The 23,120-nt window shown below is 68.0% G+C and carries 23 protein-coding genes and 1 pseudogene; 10 read left to right on the top strand and 14 right to left on the bottom strand.

Annotated elements, in window-relative coordinates:
• Positions 1-198 precede the first annotated feature (198 nt).
• Positions 199-633: a hypothetical protein gene (locus ACFVKT_RS18885; RefSeq protein ID WP_385732799.1), complete on the bottom strand. Its 435-nt coding sequence runs from the start codon at positions 631-633 to the stop codon at positions 199-201.
• A 324-nt stretch (positions 634-957) separates the two neighbouring features.
• On the opposite strand from ACFVKT_RS18885, the gene ACFVKT_RS18880 reads away from it, so the two are divergent.
• Together ACFVKT_RS18880 and ACFVKT_RS18875 are read left to right on the top strand one after the other, a co-directional pair.
• Positions 958-1,485: a universal stress protein gene (locus tag ACFVKT_RS18880; RefSeq protein WP_365436699.1), complete on the top strand. Its 528-nt coding sequence runs from the start codon at positions 958-960 to the stop codon at positions 1,483-1,485.
• A gap of 197 nt (positions 1,486-1,682) precedes the next feature.
• Positions 1,683-2,252, top strand: coding sequence for a GPR1/FUN34/YaaH family transporter (locus ACFVKT_RS18875; protein WP_385732797.1), 570 nt, complete (start codon positions 1,683-1,685; stop codon positions 2,250-2,252).
• 173 nt (positions 2,253-2,425) lie between these two features.
• Here ACFVKT_RS18875 and glmS read toward each other — a convergent pair whose 3' ends face one another.
• Together glmS and ACFVKT_RS18865 are read right to left on the bottom strand one after the other, a co-directional pair.
• The gene (glmS, locus tag ACFVKT_RS18870) at positions 2,426-4,243 is read right to left on the bottom strand and encodes a glutamine--fructose-6-phosphate transaminase (isomerizing) (RefSeq protein WP_385732795.1); all 1,818 of its coding nucleotides are present in this window, start codon (positions 4,241-4,243) and stop codon (positions 2,426-2,428) included.
• Positions 4,244-4,255: 12 nt separating this feature from the next.
• Positions 4,256-4,513, bottom strand: coding sequence for a hypothetical protein (locus ACFVKT_RS18865; protein ID WP_266461726.1), 258 nt, complete (start codon positions 4,511-4,513; stop codon positions 4,256-4,258).
• Positions 4,514-4,677: 164 nt separating this feature from the next.
• On the opposite strand from ACFVKT_RS18865, the gene ACFVKT_RS18860 reads away from it, so the two are divergent.
• Positions 4,678-6,252 (top strand): purple acid phosphatase family protein, encoded by a 1,575-nt coding sequence (locus ACFVKT_RS18860; protein ID WP_385733186.1) that lies wholly within the window; start codon positions 4,678-4,680, stop codon positions 6,250-6,252.
• A 92-nt stretch (positions 6,253-6,344) separates the two neighbouring features.
• Here the strand turns inward: ACFVKT_RS18860 and ACFVKT_RS18855 are convergent, their stop codons facing one another.
• Entirely contained in the window at positions 6,345-7,211 is an 867-nt protein-coding gene (locus tag ACFVKT_RS18855; protein ID WP_385732793.1) for a DUF4429 domain-containing protein, read from the bottom strand.
• A gap of 62 nt (positions 7,212-7,273) precedes the next feature.
• On the opposite strand from ACFVKT_RS18855, the gene ACFVKT_RS18850 reads away from it, so the two are divergent.
• Positions 7,274-8,866 carry a beta-N-acetylhexosaminidase gene (locus tag ACFVKT_RS18850; protein ID WP_385732791.1) on the top strand — a complete coding sequence of 531 codons (1,593 nt, stop codon included), beginning with the start codon at positions 7,274-7,276 and terminating at the stop codon, positions 8,864-8,866.
• Positions 8,867-8,921: 55 nt separating this feature from the next.
• On the opposite strand, the gene ACFVKT_RS18845 is transcribed toward ACFVKT_RS18850, so the two are convergent.
• From ACFVKT_RS18845 to ACFVKT_RS18820, 6 genes are all read right to left on the bottom strand, one after another.
• Positions 8,922-10,712, bottom strand: a complete 1,791-nt coding sequence (locus tag ACFVKT_RS18845; RefSeq protein WP_385732790.1) for an IucA/IucC family protein — start codon at positions 10,710-10,712, stop codon at positions 8,922-8,924.
• Positions 10,709-11,269: a GNAT family N-acetyltransferase gene (locus ACFVKT_RS18840; RefSeq protein ID WP_385733185.1), complete on the bottom strand. Its 561-nt coding sequence runs from the start codon at positions 11,267-11,269 to the stop codon at positions 10,709-10,711. The genes ACFVKT_RS18845 and ACFVKT_RS18840 overlap by 4 nt, the downstream gene beginning before the upstream one ends.
• Positions 11,270-11,310: 41 nt before the next feature.
• Positions 11,311-12,642: a lysine N(6)-hydroxylase/L-ornithine N(5)-oxygenase family protein gene (locus ACFVKT_RS18835; protein WP_385732788.1), complete on the bottom strand. Its 1,332-nt coding sequence runs from the start codon at positions 12,640-12,642 to the stop codon at positions 11,311-11,313.
• Positions 12,599-14,065, bottom strand: coding sequence for a lysine decarboxylase DesA (desA, locus tag ACFVKT_RS18830; protein WP_385732786.1), 1,467 nt, complete (start codon positions 14,063-14,065; stop codon positions 12,599-12,601). The genes ACFVKT_RS18835 and desA overlap by 44 nt, the downstream gene beginning before the upstream one ends.
• A gap of 294 nt (positions 14,066-14,359) precedes the next feature.
• A complete protein-coding gene (locus ACFVKT_RS18825; protein ID WP_385732784.1) occupies positions 14,360-15,202 on the bottom strand; it encodes a siderophore-interacting protein in 843 nt (280 codons plus the stop codon).
• Between the two features lie 60 nt (positions 15,203-15,262).
• Positions 15,263-16,306, bottom strand: coding sequence for an ABC transporter substrate-binding protein (locus tag ACFVKT_RS18820; protein ID WP_385732782.1), 1,044 nt, complete (start codon positions 16,304-16,306; stop codon positions 15,263-15,265).
• A 275-nt stretch (positions 16,307-16,581) separates the two neighbouring features.
• On the opposite strand from ACFVKT_RS18820, the gene argG reads away from it, so the two are divergent.
• On the top strand, positions 16,582-18,030 hold the full coding sequence (gene argG, locus ACFVKT_RS18815; protein ID WP_385732780.1) for an argininosuccinate synthase: 1,449 nt from the start codon (positions 16,582-16,584) through the stop codon (positions 18,028-18,030).
• Between the two features lie 195 nt (positions 18,031-18,225).
• Here argG and ACFVKT_RS18810 read toward each other — a convergent pair whose 3' ends face one another.
• Positions 18,226-18,591, bottom strand: a complete 366-nt coding sequence (locus ACFVKT_RS18810; protein WP_385732778.1) for a DUF4440 domain-containing protein — start codon at positions 18,589-18,591, stop codon at positions 18,226-18,228.
• Positions 18,592-19,096: 505 nt separating this feature from the next.
• Here ACFVKT_RS18810 and ACFVKT_RS18805 point away from each other — a divergent pair.
• Complete coding sequence (locus tag ACFVKT_RS18805; RefSeq protein ID WP_385732776.1) at positions 19,097-19,474, top strand: hypothetical protein; 378 nt, start codon at positions 19,097-19,099, stop codon at positions 19,472-19,474.
• Between the two features lie 71 nt (positions 19,475-19,545).
• Positions 19,546-19,678, top strand: a pseudogene (locus ACFVKT_RS18800) (IS5/IS1182 family transposase); the annotation flags it as partial.
• Positions 19,679-19,814: 136 nt separating this feature from the next.
• Here the strand turns inward: ACFVKT_RS18800 and ACFVKT_RS18795 are convergent.
• From ACFVKT_RS18795 to ACFVKT_RS18785, 3 genes are read right to left on the bottom strand one after another with little or no spacing between them, the layout of a single operon-like run.
• Entirely contained in the window at positions 19,815-20,210 is a 396-nt protein-coding gene (locus tag ACFVKT_RS18795) for a contact-dependent growth inhibition system immunity protein (RefSeq protein ID WP_385732773.1), read from the bottom strand.
• A 25-nt stretch (positions 20,211-20,235) separates the two neighbouring features.
• The gene (locus ACFVKT_RS18790; protein ID WP_385732771.1) at positions 20,236-20,436 is read right to left on the bottom strand and encodes a DUF397 domain-containing protein; all 201 of its coding nucleotides are present in this window, start codon (positions 20,434-20,436) and stop codon (positions 20,236-20,238) included.
• Between the two features lie 3 nt (positions 20,437-20,439).
• Positions 20,440-21,291, bottom strand: coding sequence for a helix-turn-helix domain-containing protein (locus ACFVKT_RS18785; protein ID WP_385732769.1), 852 nt, complete (start codon positions 21,289-21,291; stop codon positions 20,440-20,442).
• A gap of 375 nt (positions 21,292-21,666) precedes the next feature.
• Between ACFVKT_RS18785 and ACFVKT_RS18780 the strand changes: the two genes are divergently transcribed.
• Genes ACFVKT_RS18780 through ACFVKT_RS18770 form a run of 3 tightly spaced genes read left to right on the top strand, consistent with a single transcriptional unit; the run spans position 21,667 to position 23,095 of the window.
• Positions 21,667-22,017, top strand: coding sequence for an ATP-binding protein (locus ACFVKT_RS18780; RefSeq protein WP_385732767.1), 351 nt, complete (start codon positions 21,667-21,669; stop codon positions 22,015-22,017).
• Positions 22,018-22,064: 47 nt separating this feature from the next.
• A complete protein-coding gene (locus tag ACFVKT_RS18775) occupies positions 22,065-22,415 on the top strand; it encodes a hypothetical protein (protein ID WP_385732765.1) in 351 nt (116 codons plus the stop codon).
• On the top strand, positions 22,412-23,095 hold the full coding sequence (locus ACFVKT_RS18770) for a nucleotidyl transferase AbiEii/AbiGii toxin family protein (protein ID WP_385732763.1): 684 nt from the start codon (positions 22,412-22,414) through the stop codon (positions 23,093-23,095). The genes ACFVKT_RS18775 and ACFVKT_RS18770 overlap by 4 nt, the downstream gene beginning before the upstream one ends.
• Positions 23,096-23,120: the final 25 nt, after the last annotated feature.

The following is a 23,120-nucleotide window of genomic DNA, read 5'->3' as shown; positions in this document are numbered from 1 at the left end:
CATTCGATCACGAAGCGTTGCACTCGTGGGCCGTGCAGGGAAGTACGCCTCGTGCCAGTGGCCAATCCACGTAGGGTGCGCGAGGCCTCTGCGGTCCTTTCAGCGCAGGTCGGACGGGGGGTTGGGGGTCGTTCGACCACGGAACGAGCCATACGCAGAAGTTGGCTGAAAAGAAGCGGGCGCGTGCGCGTAAACCGGTCAGTCGACCGGCCTGTTTCCCCCACCGTGCCGACCGCCCCTGCGCGCCCCCACGCCACCCCTGCCGTGCGGGGCGCCCAGACCCTCCGCGCCACGGGAGGCCGGAACCGCGTCCGGGACCGTCACTCCACGGGAGGCCGGAACCCCGTGCCCGCCGTGCCGCCCACGTGCCGGGGCGTGCTCCTGGGCGAGCAGTTGCGCCGCGCCCCGCTCGGACTGACGCAACAGCACCCGGCAGGCCGCGGTCACGGCCGCCAGGCCCAGCGCCGTACCGGCCGCGCCGGCGAGTGAGGTGCCGTACCAGACGAGGACCACGGGGACCAACACACAGCTGAAGGCCGCCCAGCGGACCACATCGCTCGCCGTGTCGGAGGCGGCTGGTGCCGAGGCGTGCGCCCGGGAGGACGGGCGGGACGAGGTCTCGGGTCCGGGCACAGTGTGCTCCCTCGTACGTACCTGGTGCTCCATTGCTCCCCCTGGCGGCGGCCGAAAGGTTCAACGCGTGGCCGACCGGCAGGTCACTGTGCGGCATGCTTGGGTGAATCCTGTGGAAACCGCCTGTACAGGGCAGCAACCATTGCGTTACGGGAGCCTCCTCATGCATGCTCCGATGAACACCGCGTAGCGCACGCGGGATCTGGGCAGAGGAGGAGTGCCGCCGTACCCTTGCGGGTATGGGGTTGGGAAGATGATTCCCGGACACAGCTCTGCCGCACGTTGTCGTCGTCCCACCACGAGGATCCAAACGCCGAGATACCCATGGCCGGTCACGAATACTTCGATCCCGCGGACCGCCAGCGCCCGCTCGCCGATCCCACGGCGGCCGAGCCTCTGGCGGCGGAAGAACTCCGCCAGTCCTGCGACCCCGCCTTCAAGCACGGCGTCGTCGTCGGTTTCGACGGCTCGACGTCCAGCGAGCGTGCCCTCGCTTACGCGATCGGCATGGCCCACCGCTCCGGTTCCGGGCTGATCATCGTCCACGTCGCCAACCGGCTGCCCACCACGGTGTGGGCGGGCTGCGAGCCCCCGGTCTTCGTCGATGTGCCGGACCACCGCACCGAGTTGCTCGGCCTCGAACTCGCCTGTGCCGAGTATCTGGCCGAAGTCCCGTGGATCCTTGTCGAGCGCGGCGGCGACATCTGCCACGAACTCGAAGAGGTGGGACGGGAGTACGAGGCGGACGCGATCGTCGTCGGCTCCACGCACGGCATCGTCGGGCGCATCTTCGGCTCGGTCGCGGGCCGGCTCGCCAAGCGCGCGCAGCGGCCGGTCGTCGTCATCCCCTGAGCGCCGGGCAAATCCTGTCGTTGCCGTTCCGCAACTCGCCGTTGTCCCAGGTGAGATGAGCCGGGGGCGCGGGCAGCCCCCCTTTCCCCGTTGCGTGGAAAGCCGTGCAAATCTACTCGCGCGTAGATGTGTTTGTGCGCTTGTGAAGGGCATATATCGGTCACCGCACAACCGCACATGCACGAAGGGAGCCCGCCGTGGACAATGACGTCTCCGCGGGAAACACCACTTCCATCCTCGGCCAACTCGCGCTCGGACTAACCCTGTTGGCCTTCGGTCTCGGTCACACCGAGGTCATCGACGGCGTGACGGCAGCCGACTCCGTCTCCCTCGCCACCTATGTCGGTGGCATCGCGCTCTTCGTCGCGGGGCTGTTCGCCTTCCGCGACCATGACGCCTTCACCGGTACGGCGTTCTCCGCGCTCGGCGCGCTCTGGTTCACCTGGGGTGTCTCGGCCGACGCGACAGTCTCCGCCAACGCGGCGGGTCTCTTCCTGCTGCTGTTCGCCCTCGTCGCCCTCAGCCTGACCGCCGCGTCGTCGGGTGCACCGGCGCTCACTCGGGGCACGTACGCCCTGCTCTTCGTGGCCCTACTCCTGCTCGCCATCGGGCAGTTCGGCGACAGCGCGGGGCTCGCCAAGGCCGGCGGCTGGTTCGCGGTCGCCGCGGGCGCGGTGGCCTGGTACTCGGCCACGGCTGCGCTCGCCCACTGGCCCACTGCACTTCCTCGACGCGCCGCCGGCCGGGGGGTGACGGCCACCGGCTGAAGCCGGCGCGAGCTGGGGTAATGGGCGACCCCGGCTCACCAAAGAACGGGCCCCTGTGTGCGGGTGGCGCGCACAGGGACCCGTTCTTTGCGCCTGAACCGGCGCCGCTCTCGCGGAAGTGGTTGCTCGCCGTGGGGGTTCCTCAATTATCGCTTCGGTTACTTCGTGGACAATTACTCCACCGTCACCGATTTGGCCAGGTTCCGCGGCTTGTCGATGTCCCGGCCCAGGGCCAAGGCCGTGTGGTAGGCGAGGAGTTGGAGGGGGATGCCCATGAGGATGGGGTCCAGCTCGTCCTCGTTCTTCGGGACGACGATCGTCTGGTCGGCCTTCTCCTGCTCCTGGTGGGCGACCGCGAGGATCCTGCCGCTGCGGGCCTTGATCTCCTCCAGGGCGGCGCGGTTCTTCTCCAGGAGGTCGTCGTCGGGGACGATGGCGACCGTCGGCAGGGCGGGCTCGATGAGCGCCAGCGGGCCGTGCTTCAGCTCGGAGGCCGGGTAGGCCTCGGCGTGGATGTACGAGACCTCCTTGAGCTTCAGGGAGGCCTCGCGGGCCACCGGGTAGCCCCGGACACGGCCGATGAAGAGCATCGAGCGGGCCTCGGCGTACTGCTCGGCCAGCTTCTTGATCTCGTCCTCCCGGTCGAGGATCTCGGCGATCTGGCCGGGCAGCCTGCGCAAGCCGTCGATGATCCGCTTGCCGTCGCGCACCGACAGGTCGCGGGTGCGGCCCAGGTGCAGCGCGAGCAGCGCGAAGGCGACCGTGGTGTTGGTGAAGCACTTGGTCGACACCACGCAGACCTCGGGGCCCGCGTGGACGTACATACCGCCGTCGGCCTCGCGGGCGATGGCGCTGCCCACCACGTTCACCACGCCCAGCACCCGCGCGCCCTTGCGCTTCAGCTCCTGGACGGCGGCGAGGACGTCGTACGTCTCACCGGACTGGGAGACCGCGACGTACAGCGTGTCGGGGTCGACCACGGCGTTGCGGTAGCGGAACTCCGAGGCCGGCTCGGCGTCCGCGGGGATGCGGGCCAGCTCCTCGATCATCTGGGCGCCGATCATGCCCGCGTGGTACGAGGTGCCGCAGCCGAGGATCTTCACCCGGCGGATCTGGCGCGCCTCGCGGGCGTCCAGGTTCAGGCCGCCGAGATGCACGGTGGAGAAGCGGTCGTCGATGCGGCCGCGCAGCACCCGGTCCACGGCCTCGGCCTGCTCGAAGATCTCCTTGTGCATGTACGTGTCGTGGCCGCCCATGTCGTAGGAGGCGGCCTCCCACTCGACGGTGGTCGGCTCGGACGTCGTACGGGTGCCCTCGGTGGTGTACGTGCGGAAGTCGTCGGCCTTGAGGGTGGCCATCTCGCCGTCGTCCAGGGTCACTATCTGGCGGGTGTGGGTGACCAGGGCGGCGATGTCCGAGGCGACGAACATCTCCTTCTCGCCGATGCCGAGGACGACCGGGGAGCCGTTCCGGGCCACCACGATGCGCTCGGGGAAATCGGCGTGCAGGACCGCGATGCCGTACGTGCCCTCGATCACGCGCAGCGCGTCGCGGACCCGGTCCTCCAGCTTCTCGGCCTGCGAGCGGGCGATGAGGTGGGTGAGGACCTCGGTGTCGGTCTCGGAGAGGAACTCGACGCCGTCGGCTTCCAGCTTCTTCCGCAGGTCGGAGGCGTTGTCGATGATGCCGTTGTGGACGACGGCGACCTTGCCGTCGGCCGACAGGTGCGGATGGGCGTTCACGTCGGAAGGGGCGCCGTGGGTGGCCCAGCGGGTGTGGGCGATACCGGTGGTGCCGGCGAAGCGCTTGGGGACCTTGGCCTCCAGATCGCGCACCCGGCCCTTGGCCTTGACCATCTTCAGGCCGGCCGTCTTGGGCGTCGTGACGACGATGCCCGCCGAGTCGTAGCCGCGGTACTCCAGCCGCTGGAGGCCCTCAAGGAGGAGGGGAGCGACGTCACGCCTGCCGATGTATCCGACGATTCCGCACATAGATGACGCTTCCTAGCCGTAGACGATGCGGCGGAGCTGCCTGAGCGTGAGCTCCGGCGGCGCGACCGCGCGGTATTTCAGGTCCGCCTCGATCCGTTCGAAGATCGACGCGTTCACCAGGCCCTGCGCCTGGAGTTCGCGGTGGCGGCGACGGACGTACTCCTCGGTCGTCTCGTCGAAGTAGGCGAGCACGTCCTGGACCACACGCAGCGCCTCGCCCCGGTTGAGGGGTGAAGAGCGCGTCAGATGATCAACAAGTTCGTCGTGCACCCGTCGATCCTGAGGTAAAGCGCTGGCAATCGCAAGAATCCTGCCCGATATCGGGCAAGTGGCTGTTGAAACTCTTATGGGAGGCTGTTTGGGGCCTGTTCATGCTGTGTCCTGCGCAGCGATGACTGCCCGGGGCACCTTTTTGAGCCATGGACACTCCTCGCATGGGCGTACCGGAGAAGCTCGCTGCGCGCATGAGCATGGCGGAGCAGCACGAATATCTCCGCGCCAAGTTCTCCCGCCGCACGATGATCAGAGGTGGCGCCGTGACCCTGGGCGCCGTCGCGGGCGGCGCCTTTGTGCCGGGTGCGGTCGCACAGGCCGCCGTACCGACGCAGAGCACCAGCATCAGCACCAGCACCACGAAGGTCGACGGGGCGCTCGTCGCCCCCTTCGGCCGTCACCTCGCCTACGGCGCCGACCCGAAGAGCGAGATGACGGTCTCCTGGCAGGTCCCGGCCGCCGTCAGCAAGCCGTACATCCGCATCGGCGCCCACCCCTGGGACCTCTCCCGCAAGATCTCGGCCGAGGTGCGCAGCCTCTACACCCCGGCCGGCGTCGGCGCGAGCGCGGACCACACGCAGTACTACCTGCACGCACAGCTCACCCACCTGCGCCCCGGCCAGACGTACTACTACGGCGTCGGTCACGACGGCTTCGACCCGGCGTCCGCGCACCTCGCGGGCACCCTCGGCACCTTCACCACGGCGCCCTCCAAGTCCGAGCCGTTCACCTTCACGGCCTTCGGCGACCAGGGCGTCAGCTATCACGGCCTCGCCAACGACGCGCTGATCCTCGGCCAGAACCCGGCCTTCCACCTGCACGCGGGCGACATCTGCTACGCCGACCCGACGGGCGCCGGCCAGACCACCGACACGGGCTTCGACTCACGCATCTGGGACCAGTTCCTCGCGCAGACCGAGTCGGTCGCCAAGTCGGTGCCGTGGATGGTGGCGTACGGCAACCACGACATGGAGGCCTGGTACTCGCCCAACGGCTACGGCGGCGAAGAGGCCCGCTGGCAGCTGCCGGACAACGGGCCCGACAAGAAGAACCTGCCCGGCGTGTACTCCTTCACGCACGGCAACACGGCGATCATCTCGCTGGACGCCAACGACATCTCCCTGGAGATCCCGGCCAACCTCGGCATCTCCGGCGGCACCCAGACCAAGTGGCTGGAGGCCCAGCTCAAGAAGTACCGGGCCGCCGCCGGCATCGACTTCATCGTGGTCTTCTTCCACCACTGCGCGTACTGCACCTCGACCTCGCACGCCTCCGAGGGCGGCGTACGCCGGGAGTGGGTGCCGCTCTTCGACAAGTACACCGTCGACCTGGTGATCAACGGCCACAACCACGTCTACGAGCGCACCGACGTCATCAAGGGCAACAAGGTCACCAAGGAACTGCCGATCGGCGGCACCGCCTACCCGGAGACCGACGGTGTCGTGTACGCCACCGCGGGCGCGGCCGGCCGCAGCCTGTACGCGTTCAGCGCCGGCGAGTCCTACGAGGGCCATGTGAAGGACGTCGACTCCGTGGCCTCCTTCGTCGCCGAGGAGGGCAACGTCCACGTGGCCGAGACGGTCGCCTGGTCCCGCGTGCGCTACCTCAACTACTCGTTCCTGCGCGTGGATGTGACGCCGGCGGCGAAGGGCCGGCTGGCCACGCTGAAGGTGCGGGGCATCGCCGAGACGGGCGCGGAGATCGACAACTTCACGGTGGCGCGCCGGGTGAAGTAAGCGCCTTCAGGGGCACGGCCGGCAACATCCGGCCCGCAGACAAGTGTTCGTACGCCTGGAAGGCGGGGCGTACATCCTCCGGCAGGCGGTCCTCACATCCGTTTGAGGACCGCCTGCTTGGCCATCGCGAACTCCTCGTCCGTCAGGACGCCCGACTTGTGCAGCTCGCCGAGCTCGCGCAACCGCCGCAGCAGGGCGTCATGATCGGCCTCGGCGGCGGGCTCCGGGGTCGGAGTCACCTCCTTCACGAGCTGCACCGACGAAGGGTGCGGCAACCGCACCTGCACCGCCGCCGCGACCAGCGCCATCAGCGGATCCTTCTTGAAGCCCCACAACTCCACCGAGTTGGGGTCGTACTTGGGCGGCGCCTTCGTCTCCGCGCCGCGCACGGTGAAGCGCAGGCACCCGTTCTCCAGCCCGGCCGACGGATGCCATTCGACGCCGGTGATGTCCCCCAGGGCCAGCGACCGGCCCCCGGCGGCGGCCTTCGCGTCCTCCGTCTTCCAGTTCCACTCCAGGCGTACGTGTTCGCCGTCGAAGCTCGCGGTGCCGTCCCCGGCGGAGACGGACAGGGGCAGGGCAGGGCCCGGCAGCAGATAGGCGTCGACGGGACCGGACGGGACCTCGTCCAGAAGCAGTGCGTTGCGGACCTCGTCCACGAGGTACTCGGCGACGCCGTAACGGTCGGATTCGACGGTGAGCTGGTACGGGTCGTTCGGCTCGGTGAGCTTGCCTCCGGTCGCCTGGAGCAGGGGGTCGGCGCCGTCGCGCAGTCTGAGCCGCAGCCGCCCTGTCTTCTTGCCCTGTTCGAAGGAGATGCCCGCCAACGCGCCGAGCGGGACGGTCAGTTCAGCCAAAGTCCTGCGGAGCAGGCTGACGTTCCTGTCGCGCCCGGGAGTCAGGCGCAGCACGTCACCGTCGAAGATCCAGGTGCCGTCCTTCTGGATGATTTCCGCCATACCGGGGATTGTTTCACCGGCCGTACGGGAGAGTGGTCTATACCCATTAGAAGGGAGCGCTTGTGAGACAGCACAGAACGCCCCGTCTTCTCAGTACGCTGCTGCTTGTGGCGGCCGCGTCCATCTCCGTCGTCGGCGCGGCACCCCCCGCGGCCGAGCGGACCGTCACGCCGCTCGGACAGGTGATCCCCGCCCCCGCCTCGGTCGACGCACACGGCACCCCGTACCGCATCACCGGCGACACCCGCATCCGCGTGGACGACTCGCGCGAGGTCCGCAAGGTCGGCGAGTACCTCGCGGACGTCCTGCGGCCCTCCACCGGCTACCGGCTGCCGGTCACACCGTCGGCGCACGGCGAAGGCGGCATCCAACTCCGGCTGGGAGCAGAGGAGTTGGGCGCCGAGGGCTACCGCCTCGACAGCGGCAGGTCCGGCATCACCATCACCGCCGCCGCGCCGGCCGGCCTCTTCCACGGCGTACAGACCCTGCGCCAACTCCTCCCGGCCTCCGTGGAGAAGGACTCCACGCAGCCCGGCCCCTGGTTCGTCGCGGGCGGCACCATCGAGGACAGCCCGCGCTACGCCTACCGTGGCGCGATGCTCGACGTGGCCCGGCACTTCTTCACCGTCGACCAGGTCAAGCGCTTCATCGACGAGGTCGCGCTCTACAAGGTCAACAAGCTGCATCTGCACCTCAGCGACGACCAGGGCTGGCGCATCGCCATCGACTCCTGGCCGCAGCTCGCCGGCTACGGCGGCTCGACGCAGGTCGGCGGGGGACAGGGCGGTTACTACACCAAGGCCCAGTACAAGGAGATCGTCCGGTACGCCTCCTCGCGCCACCTGGAGGTCATCCCCGAGATCGACATGCCGGGGCACACCAACGCCGCGCTCGCCTCGTACGCCGAACTGAACTGCGACGGGGTCGCCCCGCCGCTCTACACCGGCACGGGTGTCGGCTTCAGTTCGCTGTGTGTGGCGAAGGACGTCACGTACGACTTCGCGGACGACGTGATCCGTGAGCTGGCGGCGATCACTCCGGGCAAGTACATCCACATCGGCGGCGACGAGGCCCACTCCACGCCGCACGCCGACTTCCAGGCCTTCATGGACCGGGTGCAGCCCATCGTCGCCAAGTACGGCAAGACGGTGATCGGTTGGCATCAGCTCGCCGGGGCATCTCCGGCGCCCGGGGCCCTGGTCCAGTACTGGGGTCTCGACGGCACCAACCCGGCGGAGAAGGAGGAGGTCGCGGCGGCGGCGCGGAACGGCGCCGGGGTGATCCTGTCCCCGGCGGACCGGGCCTACCTCGACATGAAGTACACCAAGGACACCCCGCTGGGGCTGACCTGGGCGGGCTATGTGGAGGTGCAGCGGGCGTACGACTGGGATCCCGGCAACTACATTCCAGGAGTACCCAGTTCGGCGGTCAAGGGTGTCGAGGCGCCGCTGTGGAGCGAGACCCTGGTGACCTCGGCGAACATCGACTACATGGCGTTCCCGCGGCTGCCCGGTGCGGCCGAGCTCGGCTGGTCGCCCGCGTCCACGCACGACTGGGACACCTACAAGGTGCGGCTCGCGGCGCAGGCGCCGCGCTGGGACGCACTGGGGATCGGCTACTACAGGTCACCCCAAGTTCCCTGGTCGACCGAGTAGTTGAGTGCAGAGGCGGGGCTCAGGAGGGACCGCTGTGTCCTGAGCCCCGCCCGTCTCAGAGACCCGCGATCGGGTTCTTCAGGTTGCCGACGAGCTGGAGTGCTCCGGACGGGTCGGCGAGGTCCACCATCTGCTTGTTGTTGCGCAGCTGGAGACGGTTGAGGCAGGACAGCGCGAACTCCGGCGCGAACATGTCGTACTGCCGGAACTTGTCGGCGAGTTCGGGGTTCGCGTTCTGGTAGGCGCGCACCGACTCGGCTACCGTCCGCCAGAAGAGGTCCTCGTCGAGGATGCCCTCGGCGTCCAGATCCGCCGCCAGGAAGCGGAAGAAGCAGTCGAAGACGTCCGTGAAGATCGACAGGAGCTTCTTCTCCTCGGGGACCTCGACCCGGATCCGCTCCACAGCCGGCGGCAGTACCGCCTGTGGGTCCAGGACGGCGATCTCCTCGGCGATGTCCTTGTAGACCGCGCGCTGTACGACGCCGTCCTTGAGGACCAGGATGACGTTCTCGCCGTGCGGCATGTACACCAGGTCGTAGGCGTAGAAGCTGTGCAGCAGCGGGGTGAAGTAGGCGTGCAGATAGCGGCGCAGCCACTCCACGGGGTTCAGCCCCGACCGCTCGATCAGCGCGCCCGCGAAGGATTTGCCCTCGTGGTCGACATGGGCGAGCGAGGCCATCGTCGCCAGGGTCTCGCCGTCCTGGAGGGCGGGCACCGGGCTCTCGCGCCATAGGGCGGCCAGCATCTTGCGGTACGGGGAGTAGCGGTCGGTGGCGGCCTCGTACTCCAGGTGGCGGTAGCCGACGGCGGCCCGCTCGCGGATGACCGAGAGACCGGTCGACCTCAACACCGGGTCGTTCTCGACGAGTTGGGCGAGCCAGTCGTTGATCGCCGGGGTCGCCTCCATGTACGCGGCCGAAAGCCCGCGCATGAAGCCCATGTTGAGGACCGAGAGCGCCGTTTTGACGTAGTGCTTCTCGGGGTGCGACTTGTTGAAGAACGTCCGGATCGACTGCTGGGCCAGGTACTCGTCGTCGCCCTCACCGAGGCAGACGAGGTGCCGCTGGGCGACCTCGGCCGCGAACGTCACCGACAGCTTGTTCCACCACTGCCAGGGGTGGACGGGGATGAGGAGGTAGTCGTCGGCGTCGAGGCCCTGTTCGGCGAGGATTTTCCCGAACCGCTCGACGGTCTCCGCGCCCAACTCCTCGCGCAGGAACGGCTCGTACTCGATGCCCACGCCCGCTGTGAACGCCGCCCGTGAGCGGTGCGCGGCCAGCCACACCAGCCGGACCGGGCTCGCGGTCTCGGGGGCGTACGACAGATAGTCGTGCACGCCGAAGCCGAGCCGCCCGTTGTTGGCGACGAAGCAGGGGTGGCCCTCCGTCATGCCGGTCTCGATCTCCTGGAAGCCGCTCCTGGCGAGCTCGGCGACCGAGATCTGCGGCTTGGTGAGCTTGAAGCAGGTGCCCGAGAGGGTGGAGGAGATCTCCTCCAGATAGACGGGCAGGACCTCGTCGCTCAGGCCGAGCGTCTTCTTCAGCTCGATGAAGAAGTCCAGGGCCGCGAGCGGGAGTTCAGCGCCGTCGCGGTGGCGGGTGATCGACTCGGCGTCGACCCCCCAGTGGTCGAGCGCGCGGAGGCGGGCGGTGAAGCGGTAGCGGGTCAGCCCGTCGTCGCTGCGGACGACGTACTGGCCCTCGGCCTCGCCATGGCCATCGCCCTCGGGCTCCGGTGTGATCAGGCGTTCGTGTGCGAACTCGGCGAGCGCTTTGCGGACGAGCAGCCGGTTGGCGCGGTCCCAGCGCTCGGGGGAGAGGTGCGCCACGGCATCGGACAGGGTCATATCGCCACACTCCCTACTTCTCGTATCGCGGCGTCGAACTGTGCACGCGTGCAGAAGCTCAGCAGCGCGCGCTTCTCGGGCTTGTCGATCTCGCGCTCGGCGACGAAACCGACGGCTTCGTTGAGCGCGTGCACCGCCTTGTTGCTCACGTCGGGCTCGACGACGACCCGGTGGGTGGCCGGGTCGGCGAACAGTTCCGCCATGACGGCGGTGATCACGGCCCGGGTGAAACCGTGCACGGGGGTGTCCGTCGGCGCGACCAGGAAGTGCATACCGACATCGCCGGGCTCGGGCTCGTACAGGCCGACGAGTTCGACGTACCGGGGGTCGTAACTCTCCATCAGGAAGACGGGTTCGCCGTCCAGCAGGCCGAGGAAGGCGTGGTGGTGCTCGGCGGCCGCGATGGCCATGTACTCCCGCTCCACGTCCTGGAGTTTGGCGTCCTGCATCATCCAGAACGCGGACTTGGGATGGGTGACCCAACCGTGCAGCAGCTCGGCGTCCTTGAAGGGGTCGAGGGCGCAGATGGTGAACGTGCCGATGTCGGTGGCGGTCATATGGCCCGTACGACTGTGACGACTTGTGCGGCTGAGGCGGCTCATACGGCGAACTCCTGGAACGCGATCGTCTTCTCGACCGGGTAGTACTCGGTGCCGAGCAGCTCGCGGATGATGTACGCGTTGCGGTACGCGCCCATGCCGAGGTCCGGCGAGGTGATCGAGTGCGTGTGGACGCCGGCGTTCTGGAGGAAGATTCCGCGCCCGGTCGTGTCGATGGCGTAGTTGCGGGCCACGTCGAAGTTGCCCCGTGAGTCGTAGCGCAGCAGGTCGTGGACCGGCTTGAGGAACTCGGGCTCGGTGTACTTGTAGCCGGTGGCGAGGATCAGCCCCTGGGAGCGCAGCTCGTACTCCTTGCCCTGCTCCTCCTGGCGCAGCCCGAGGGTGTACGTCCCGTCCCGGTAAGTCGCCGTGTCCAGCGAGGAGTTGGTGAGCAGCCGGGTCGGGACCGGACCACGGCCGCCGACCTTCTTCTGGTAGAGCAGGTCGAAGATCGAGTCGATCAGCTCGCCGTCGATGCCCTTGAACAGCCCCTTCTGCTCCGTCTGGAGGCGGTAGCGGGTCGGCTCGGGCAGCGCGTGGAAGTAGTCGATGTACTCCGGGGAGGTCATCTCCAGCGTGAGTTTGGTGTATTCGAGGGGGAAGAAGCGCGGGGAGCGGGTGACCCAGTTGAGCTGGTAGCCGTGGACGTCGATCTCGCTCAGCAGGTCGTAGTAGATCTCGGCGGCGGACTGACCGCTGCCGACCAGCGTGATCGACTCCTTGCGCTGCAACTCCTGCTTGTGCTGCGCATAGCGGGAGTTGTGGATGAAGTCGCCGCCGAGTCCGGCGCAGGCCTCGGGTGTGTACGGCGGGGTGCCCGTGCCCAGGACCAGATGCCGGGCGCGGAACTCCTCACCGGCCTGCGTGCGGACGACGTACACCTCGTCCTCGTAACTCACCTCGGTGACCGTCGTGTCGAAGCGGACGCTGGAGAGCTTCGAGGCCGCCCAGCGGCAGTAGTCGTCGTACTCCAGCCGCAGCGGATAGAAGTTCTCGCGGATGTAGAACGAGTACAGACGGCCCGATTCCTTCAGGTAGTTGAGGAAGGAGTACGGGGAGGTCGGATCGGCGAGGGTGACCAGGTCCGACATGAACGGGGTCTGGAGGTGCGCGCCGTCCAGGAACATCCCGGAGTGCCACTCGAAGTGGGGCTTGGAGTCGAGGAAGACGCCGTCCAGTTCGGCTATCGGCTCGGTGAGGCAGGCGAGGCCGAGATTGAAGGGGCCCAGTCCGATGCCGATGAAGTCGTGCGTTTTCACGGCGGATTCAGAAAGCGCGGTCGCGGATTCAGGATGCGCGGTCAAGAGACTCTCCAAGGTACTGCTCGGCATGGCCGGCGATCAGATCGAGTACGGCGGTGATGTCGTCCGTCGTGGTCTCGGGATTGAGCAGGGTGAACTTCAGGTAGTGCCGCCCGCCGACCTTCGTCCCCGCGACGACGGCGTCACCGGAGGCGAACAGGGCCTTGCGGGCGTACAGGTTGGCGCGGTCGATCTCGGAGGGATCGGTGACCGCCGCCGGGATGTAGCGGAAGACGAGGGTGGAGAGGGAGGGCGCGACCACGACGTCGAAGCGCGGGTCGGCGACCAGCAGTTTCCAGCCCTCGGCGGCCAGATCGCAGACCTCGTCGAAGAGTTCGCCGATTCCGTCGGCGCCCATCACCCGGAGCGTCATCCACAGCTTGAGCGCGTCGAAGCGGCGGGTCGTCTGGAGGGACTTGTCCACCTGGTTGGGGATACGTTCCTGCACCGCGCGGGCCGGGTTGAGGTACTCCGCGTGATAGGTGGCGTGGCGCAGGGTGGCGGCATCGCGGACCAGGATGGCGGACGAACTCACCGGCTGGAAGAAGGACTTGTGGTAGTCGACGGTGACGGAGTCGGCGCGCTCGATGCCGTCGATGCGGTCCCGGTTCTTCAGGGAGGCGAGCAGCCCGCAGCCGTAGGCGGCGTCGACGTGCATCCAGGCACCGAACTGCGAGCACAGCTCGGCGATTTCGGGCAGCGGGTCGATGGAGCCGAAGTCGGTGGTGCCGGCGGTGGCGACGACGGCCATCGGGACGAGACCGGCGCTCTTGCAGCGTTCCAGTTCGTGGGCGAGCGCCACCGTCTGCATGCGCTTGTCGTGGTCGACCGGGATCGAGACCACGGAGTCCGCGCTCAGGCCCAGGAGTTTGGCCGACTTCTTGACACTGAAGTGGCTGACCTCGGAGGCGAAGATCCGCAGTTTGGCGAGGCTGTCCGGATACTCCCACCCGTCCCGCCCCGGCTTGGCTTCCTCGCGGGCGAGCAGCAGCGCCTGGAGGTTGGACTGCGAGCCGCCGGAGGTGAACACGCCGTCGGCGGCCGGGCCGAGGCCGATGCGCTCGTTGGTCCAGTCGATGAGCCTGCGCTCGATGAGGGTGCCGCCGGCCGACTGGTCCCAGGTGTCCAGGGAGGAGTTGACGGCAGAGAGGACCGCCTCGCCGACCACGGCCGGGATGACTACCGGGCAGTTGAGGTGCGCGAGGTAGCGCGGGTGGTGGAAGTAGATCGCGTCCCGGAGGTAGACCTCTTCGAGTTCGTCGAGGGCCGCCGTGGTGTCGTGCAGCGGGCGGTCCAGGTCGATCTGCTCGATACGGGGGGCGAGGGCGTCGACCGTGACGCCGGTGAACGGACGGTCGGTGGTGGCGAGTTTGGCCGCCACCCGCTCTATACCTTCGGTCGCGGAGCGGCGGTACCGCTCCGCGGTCGTGTCGTTGAGCAGGTGCGAGCGCATGAGGGGTCCTCCGTGCGGGGAGTGTCCGGGCGGGACATGAGACGCGGAATCAGATCTTCCGTCTTCAGCTTAGGTTAGCCTAACCTAAGTCGATCGTGTCAGCCCGTCCCGGTGACGTCTTTCTGTCCCATGGGTGACGAACGCCTCGTCCGGGGGTGGGGGTTGGGGTTGATCCTGCGGGTCGGGGGTGTCGGCGGCTCCCGGGCCGGCCGGAAGTGGCTGAGGGCGCGGGTTGCTCCCAAGCCAGGGTCGCGGGTTGCTTCCGGGGCAGGAGTGGCTGAGGGTTTGAGGGGGTTACTCCTGCTCGCGGAGTTGCTCCTCGGTGAGCCCGCGGCGCCAGTAGCCGACGAAGGTGATGCGTCTGCGGTCGATCCCGCGTTCGCGCACGAGATGGCGCCGCAACTCCTTCACCTGACCGGACTCGCCCGCGATCCAGACGTACGGCCGTTCGGTGGGCGGGAGTTGGGCGGCTCGCACGGCGTCGACGGCCATGGGGGAGCCGTCCATGCGTACGAGCCAGCTGATGTCCGCGTCGGCGGCGACCACCAGGTCCTGGACGTCGGCGGCGTGCTCGACCTCCAGCCAGGCCCGGGCGCGGGTGCCGGCCGGGAGTGCTTCGAGGATGGCGGAGGCAGCGGGCACGGCGGTCTCGTCGGCCCAGATGACCACCAGGTCGGTGTCCTCCGGCGGCCGGAAGCGGATCGCTCTGTTGTCCTCGATCGCCGGACCGAGTAGCAGGACGCGATCCCCGGGAGTCGCTTCGTACGCCCAGCGGGAGGCGGGGCCCGCGGGTGTCGCAGCCCCCGGTTCCACCCCGTGCAGCACGAAGTCGATGTCGATCTCGTCGGGCTCGCGCCGCACCGCCCGCAGCGTGTACGAGCGCATCACCGCCCGTACGTCGTCCGGGAGTTCGCGCCAGCCCTGCCACCAGCCGTCCCCCAGCTCGATCGGGACGCGGGGCTCGGACTGGCCCGGGTGCGGCAGGAAGAGGGAGAGGCTCTGGTCCTGGCCGCCGGAGGCGAACGCGCGCAGGTCCGGGCCCGCGAAGGTCACCCGGGCCAGCGACGGGCCGAGCCGCCTCGTCCGTACGACCTGGAGGGAGAAGAAACGGAACGGGGCGGCTACGGCCGTCGGCATGAGTGCTCCTGAGGTGTGGTCAGGGTGCGTTGTCGCGTGGCTGTCGGTGCGTGGTGAGGGTCAGGCGACCTTCTTGGCGGTCTCGATGGCCTCGGCGAGGCTGTCGAGAAGCGGGGTGCACTTGTCGTACGAGATGATCGGCTCGGGGGAGCGGGAGATGACCTGGCCGGCCTTGACGGCGGGCAGCTTCTTCCAGGTCGCCTCGGTGATGTCGGCCGGCTGGATGGTCGCGGAGCGGTCGTCCATCAAGATGAGGTCGGCCGGGTACTTGTCGACGTTCTCCCAGCTCAGGCTCTCGTACCAGCCGCCGCTGGCCTTGAGGACCTTGGGGTCCGGCTCGACGATGTTCACGCCGAGGGCCTTGAAGTACTCCAGGTCGATGGAGAGGTTCGAGCCGGAGACGTAGAAGATGTCCTGGCTCGCGGAACCGGCGAGCACCTTGATCTCGGGGTGCGCCTTGGCGGCGGCGCGCAGCCGCTCGGCGGCCGTCTCGAACTTCTTCTTCGCGTCGACGACCTTCGCGGCCTTCACATCCGCGCCGAGCGACTCGGCGAGCTCGTACATGCGCTCCAGCGAGACGGGCATCTGACGGTCGTAGACGGAGATGCCGACGCTCGGGGCGAGCTTGAGGATCTTGTCCTTGGACTCCTCGGGGACGTACCAGAGGGTGCCCGCGTCATCGAAGAGCGTGGAGATCAGCACGTCGGGGGCGAGGGCCGCGTACTTCTCGATGTTGAACTGGCCCCACTCGTTGCCGAGGATCGTCACCTTGCTGATGTCGATGTCGCCGGCCTGGACGTCGGCCTTGCCGTCCGCGGTCTTGGTCGGGCCGAAGACGCCCTTGACCTCGATGCCGTAGTCGAAGAGCGCGGCGGCGACGCCGGTGAACGCGACGATGTTCGCCGGTATCTTGTCCAGCTTCACCGTCGTGCCGCGGTCGTCCTTGAACGTCCAGGGGCCGGTCGCCGCCTTCGTCTCGTCCGCCGAGCCACTGCTGGTCGAGTCGTCGTCTCCGCAGGCGGCGAGAACGGCACCGAGGCCGAGGGCGCCGCCGGCGGCGAGGATGCCGCGACGGGTGAGGTGGGTGGCACGGGCGTTGGACATGTGTGGCTGCTTTCGACACGGGGCGGGAGCGCCCGCCTGACAGGTTCGAAGGTAGGTTAGCCTAACCTCAGAAAGTGTCCAGGGGGTGGGGCGTCCCCCCTGTGGCCTGTGAGTTGTCCGTGAGGGTGCGCGCGTGTCCGTGTGTCACGGAGTCGTCCGGTCGTGACGCCTCAACTTCCTTTCACCTCCGGTGCGTTCGCCTTTTCCTCGTTATCCGCTGCCCGGTACTCGCGGCCCGCCTTGCATGATCATGCGTTCTATTGCATAATCTTGCCATGTCCAAGGTTCTCACCTCCCTCCCCACCGGCGAGCGCGTCGGCATTGCCTTCTCCGGCGGCCTCGACACCTCGGTCGCCGTCGCCTGGATGCGCGACAAGGGCGCCGTGCCGTGCACGTACACCGCCGACATCGGTCAGTACGACGAGCCCGACATCGCGTCCGTGCCCGACCGTGCCTTCGCGTACGGCGCCGAGATCGCCCGGCTCGTCGACTGCCGTGCCGCGCTGGTCGAGGAAGGTCTCGCGGCGCTCGCCTGCGGCGCCTTCCACATCAGGTCGGGCGGGCGCCCGTACTTCAACACCACTCCGCTGGGGCGCGCGGTGACGGGCACGCTGCTGGTGCGGGCCATGCTCGAGGACGGGGTGCAGATCTGGGGCGACGGCTCCACGTTCAAGGGCAACGACATCGAGCGGTTCTACCGCTACGGGCTGCTCGCCAACCCGCACCTGCGGATCTACAAGCCCTGGCTGGACGCGGACTTCGTCACGGAGCTCGGCGGCCGCAAGGAGATGTCGGAGTGGCTGCTCGCGCACGAGCTGCCGTACCGGGACTCGACGGAGAAGGCGTACTCCACGGACGCCAACATCTGGGGCGCCACGCACGAGGCGAAGACCCTGGAGCACCTGGACACCGGCATCGAGACGGTCGACCCGATCATGGGCGTGCGCTTCTGGGACCCGTCGGTGGAGATCGCCACCGAGGACGTGACGATCGGCTTCGACCAGGGCCGCCCGGTCACCATCAACGGCAAGGAGTTCGCCTCCCCGGTCGACCTCGTCATGGAGGCCAACGCGATCGGCGGCCGGCACGGTCTGGGCATGTCCGACCAGATCGAGAACCGGATCATCGAGGCGAAGAGCCGCGGTATCTATGAGGCGCCCGGCATGGCGCTGCTGCACATCGCCTACGAGCGTCTCGTCAACGCGATCCACAACGAGGACACCGTGGCCGCGTACCACAACCAGGGTCGCCAGCTCGGCCGGCTGCTCTACGAGGGCCGCTGGCTGGACCCGCAGGCGCTGATGGTGCGTGAGTCGCTGCAGCGCTGGGTCGGCGCGGCGATCACCGGCGAGGTGACCGTGCGGCTGCGGCGCGGCGAGGACTACTCGGTCCTCGACACCCGTGGCCCGGCGCTCAGTTACCACCCGGACAAGCTCTCCATGGAGCGGACCGAGGACTCGGCGTTCGGCCCGGTCGACCGCATCGGCCAGCTCACCATGCGCAACCTCGACATCGCGGACTCCCGCGCGCGGCTCGAACAGTACGTGAGCCTCGGCCTCGTCGGCACCGCCCACCCGACCCCGATCGGCGCCGCACAGGCCGCCTCCACCGGCCTCATCGGCGCCATGGACGAGGGCGGAGCGGAGGCGATCGCCTCACGTGGCGAGGCCTCGGAGGAGGAGACGATGCTGGACCGGGCGGCTATGGAGGCGGGGACGGACTGAGACGGGGGCCGGTCACGGGGAACGGCCACCGGCTTCGGCCGTTGGAACCTGGGCTGCGGGCCCCGGCGGACTCTTTCCGCCGGGGCCCGCAGGTCTTGGCAGCGGCCGGTGTCGAGGCCCGGGAAAGATACTCGGACAGCTCTGAGCAGCTTTCTTGCGGGTCCCATGGGCTGGACGTAACTTCGCTCGCTACCTTCAGCCAGCCAAAGTGCCCTGATGAAAATACATGCGCCAGCCAGTATCCGTCAGGCGCCAAAGGGAGCTCCGCCATGCCCGGCGCCCCTGATTGTCGGAGAAGTACGTCAGGTGAACGATCCCAGGAGCCAGCACGACCCCAGACATATTGCTCACTTTGACGGGCGACTCCGGAGACACCGTTCCCGCGCTCGTCACCGTGAGAATCGACTCGGCATCCCACCATCGTCCAGAGGCTCCGACCTCTGTGAACTCCGGGTCCAGAAGCTCCCGGACACGAGCCGGAGAAGCGCGCACCTCGGGATCCTTCAGGAGGAACTCCCCATCGATGGCCGCTTGCACCGCCCGCTCATCCTCGTCCGTCATGCGCGGACCCTACGAACTTTCGTTGCCCAGGCACAACGTTTTTTGCCCGCTGATCAGAGCGGTCCAGCGGACGTCACCGGTACGTTTTCGGTGGCCCAGCACCTGGGCCACCAACAGGCTGTGACGACCAGCGTCACCCCGATCTGTGGGAAGGCGACCTCGCAGGTATGTAATGACTGGACCCGCGGCTCTCCCACCGGGCGGTCTGGCGCGACCATGCCGGCCTGCTGCCCATCAGACAGGCACCTTCGTCCGCCTGGTCGTGGAGTGGCTGCCCAGCGCCGGGGTCAACAAGCCGGTCTGGCTGCGGAGTTCAGGCACCGGCGCCAGGGCGCCGCAGGCTGTTCGAGGGTCTGCGCCGAGACCGAGGGCTGTTCCGCAACTGCTGATTGCGGTCCAGAGAAGCGGGTGGAGTGCGGAAACGGTGTGGCTGTGGGGCTCGCCGCGCCGGTATCGTCCGGTCTCCTGATCAGACGCTTCTGCGGCTTCCGACATTCAGAGAGCGATGCCCGTGACCAGCCGGCAAGCAACGACGACCCTGTGGCGCCCGACCGGCCCCAAGGAACTGGACCTGGTCCGGGAACTGAACTGGCGCGCCTGGCCGCCCCGCCTCCCCGAGCAGCCGATCTTCTATCCGGTCCTCAACGAGGACTACGCGGTCAGGATCGCGAGGGACTGGAACGTCAAGCACGACGGCGCCGGCTTCGTCACGCGATTCGAAGTCGAGTCGGAGTTCCTCACCCGGTACCCCGTCCAGCAGGCCGGCGGACGGACGATCCTCGAACTGTGGGTTCCGGCCGAGGAACTCGACGAGTTCAACGCCCATATCGTCGGTGAGATCCAGCTGGTCCACGAGTTCACCGAGGGGCGACAGGCGCGCTGACGAGCAGGGATACAGAGTGCGATGATCAGGTTCGACTCGATGTGCCCGGATTTGCTGCGGGCTCTCGGGCCCCGGACCAGCGCGGATTCCAGGCCCAGCCCAAGAGATGGGCGGTCGAGCGCAACCTTCTCGTGGCTCACTGCCCACCGCCGCCTCGCGCGTGACCACGAGACCAGCCCGACCCGCTCAGAGAGCATGATCCGCTGAGTAATTCGGCATGATGGTCCGCCGAATCACCCATGGCCGACCGGCGACGCGTCCTGGCCCGCGCTCGCTCCGGCGAGAGGTTCCGTAGATGCGCCGACCGTCACTTCTATGGGGAACGTCCTGCGTCGGTGCTCTATGGAGTCAGGAAGCGCTCAACCTTGTGCTGCAGGTCAAGGGGAAGGCCAGTCAACGTCGAGACGATCGCGCGAAGCTCTCGGCCGAGTCCGGGAAAATCGGCCCAGACCGATGGGTTCCTGGTGAGGACCGCGGACAGCAGATCACCTTCGTACATGTGCCCCTCTGCCATCGGGTTCTCCCGCAGTACCTCCACTGCCAGTGGCAGGAGGTAGGGCAGGCCTGTGTCCTGCCCGATCAACAAGCGCATGTCCTCGACGGCCAGCGCGCCGATCGGCCGGCGCCGCAAGGCGTGTGCAGTAGTGATAAGACGGGTGTCGTCGGCCGACGGAGCTGGCCAACAGGCGCGTTCAAGCTCTTCGAGGGAGCGGTCACGATCCAAGGTGCGCGTCACCGAGCGATCGTCCCACGACCAGATCTCAAACGCGGTCGCAGTTCCTGGATTCCAGGATTGCTATCAGGGCGTTGAGTTGGGGTCGGCCGGTGGTGAGGACGATGCCCGGTTCGTCGCTCTCGTGGAGGAGGATCGTTCCAGCAGGGGTGGCGGCGAGGTGGATGCAGTCGGACCCGTCCGGGCTGAAGGAGGACTTCTGCCAGGTGTGCGGGGGTATGGAGGGCACTGCTCACAGGCTCCGGATGATGGTGTTGATGAGGTCGCGTGAGGCTGCGGGCTTGAGGGCGAGGGCTTCCATACGGTCGAGGATAGTTCGGTATTTCGCCAACTGGGCCTGTGCGTCCAGGAAGTCGCATCCGTGGTGCGTGTCCAGTTGCACAGTGTCCAGGTGAGGGTCGACGCCGTGTACGTAGTTGATCGACTGACCGTTTCCGGGGAAGCCGCCGCAGGTGTAGGGGATCACGCGGAGAGTGATGTGGTCCTCTTCGCTCAGGGCGAGGAGATGGGCCAACTGGGCGCGGACGGTGGGCAGTCCGCCGTACTGGATGTGCAGGGCGGCCTCGTGGAGCAGTGCGGTGTACGGCGGTGGACTGTCGCCGTGCAGGATGGTCTGACGCTTGATGCGGTGGGAGAGCCGGTGCTCGATCTCGTACGCGCGGAAGGGGGGAACGGCCTCTCGGAGCATGGCCCGTGCATGGTCCGGCGTTTGCAGCAGGGCGGGAATGTGGATGGCGAGGGAAACCCTCAACTCCGAGGCGTGGTACTCCAGTTCGGCGAGGTCGACGAGGCCGTGCGGGAGATGGTCCCGGTACTCGTCCCACCACCCTCGGGTGCGCCGTCCCGTCATCGCTGTGAGGGCGTCCAGCAGCGATTCGTCCGCGCAGTCGTATGCGCGGGCGATGACGCGTACGCGGTCGGCGCCAACGGGGTAGCGGCCGGCCTCGATCATGCTGAGCCGTGCTTGCTGGAGGCCCAGACCGCCTGCCGCGTCGGTTGAGCTGAGTCCAGCGTGCTCGCGGAGTTTGCGCAGTTCGATGCCGAGTCGTCGTTGCCGCAGGGTGGGGGTGTTGGTGGGCGGCACTGCCCTTCCTCTCGTCGGTCGACGGCTTGGCTGCTGTCCCTCACACGAGTGATTCCGAATGGATTATCACTGTGAAGGTAGCAGGGCTATCACTTTTCGCTCTACGGTCGTGGTGTCCGAGTCGCTCAACTGGCCCCACCGGTAAGCCGGAAGCGCCCCGCGCTGCCCACACGTACGCACGCGACATGCCACCGCTCAGCCGGGCCCGTAGAGCGAACCCAAGTCCCCCCACCGCAGGAGGCGTTCATGGTCACCGTATCCCCGCCGAAGTCCGAAGCGTCCGCATCTTGGGTGTACGCGCTCCAGTTGCCGAATGATCCGCTGGCCCCGCGGATCGCCCGAACCACCCTCCGGGCCGTCCTGAGCGGACATGGCATGACTGAACTGACCGACACCGCCGAACTGCTGACATCGGAGCTGGTCAACGCTTACCGGCACTCCACCGGCCCCGCCACCCTCCACCTCCGCGCCCTCGGCGGCGCCCGTCTCCGCGTGACTGTCTGGGACGCCAATCCGCACATCCCGCCGCCCTTCGACAGGCGTCCCGGTCCGATTCAGCCCGTCCCCGCCGAGGCGGATGGCGGACGCGGGCTGTTCCTCGTGTGCCATTACGCGGACGCGTGGGGCGGCTATCCGCTCGGTGACGATCTCTTCGGGCGGGGCGGGAAGCTGCTGTGGTGCGAGCTTGGACCGCACGCTGCCCATGCCGTCCGGGGCATCGCGTGATCGCCGCACACATGCGGGCGCAACCTCGGGGACGGCATACTGCTGTCGTGGCCGAGCACGGAGATGAACGCAGTGGGACCCCATCCCAGTGGGGTTACGGCGCGGAGCGGCTGCCGACGACGCTCGATGAGCTCGTCGGCCCGACGTCCGGGCAGGTCGAGCTGCCGCTGCATCTGGCGTGGTCAGGGCTGCGGGTCTTCGACATCGGGGACGTGAAGTTGTTGCTGGGGATGTATCGGATCGTCCTCAACAACGGTTCGCGGTACGACTTCGTCCAGTATCTCGAGGGGGAACTGCTCGTCCGCCACTGGCCCATCCTGCGCAAGATGCTCGGGCGTGGCGTGCGGAGGACGTGGGAGGAAGCATTCCCCGAGCTCCGGCCTTCTGCTGCCGCATGAGGCTGCCTGAACTCCACCGCCGACTGCTGAGGGACGCTCTGAGCGCGGGCGATGCCTATGACCTGGCCCTGGCCGGCGGTTACGCCGTCCAGGCGCACGGCCTTGTCAGTCGACCGAGCCAGGATCCGGACTTCGCAACCCAGCACCCGGCGTCGCTGGTGGACATCGCGCTGAGGCTGGCGGAGGGCCTGCGGGACAAGGGCTGGGCTGTCTCCGTCGTCGACACCAGGCCCCTGAAGGCGCGGCTGCTGGTCACCGATCCCACTAGCCGGGAGGCCTGTGAGGTCGACCTGCTCAAGGAGGCGCTGTCCCAGCGGCCCGTATCCATGGACGTCGGCCCGGTGGTCGCTCTTGAAGATCTGGTGTCCATGAAGGTGCGGGCGCTGGGGGACCGGGGCCTGCCCCGAGACGTCATCGATGTGCGTGCGGCCTGTCAGTACTACTCCGTGGCGGAGCTTGAGCAGTTGGGGTTTCGCGGCGACGCGGAGTTCGACCTGGGGGAGCTGCGCGATCGGCTGGAGAGCGTCGTCTGGGTGAGCGACGAAGAGTTCGCCGCCCATGGGCTGGGATCTGAGGAGATCGCGGAGCTGCGGCATTGGGCGCAGGAGTGGGAGTCCGATCTCGGCCTTCGCCTGGCCGAAGAGTACGACGAACCCGACGACACCCCTGGCGGGCTTTGAGGGCCGATTCGGCCTCGTCAGCATG

This window comes from Streptomyces sp. NPDC127595, assembly GCF_042671685.1.
GTDB lineage: Bacteria > Actinomycetota > Actinomycetes > Streptomycetales > Streptomycetaceae > Streptomyces.
This window is presented reverse-complemented; position numbering and strand designations above follow the sequence as displayed.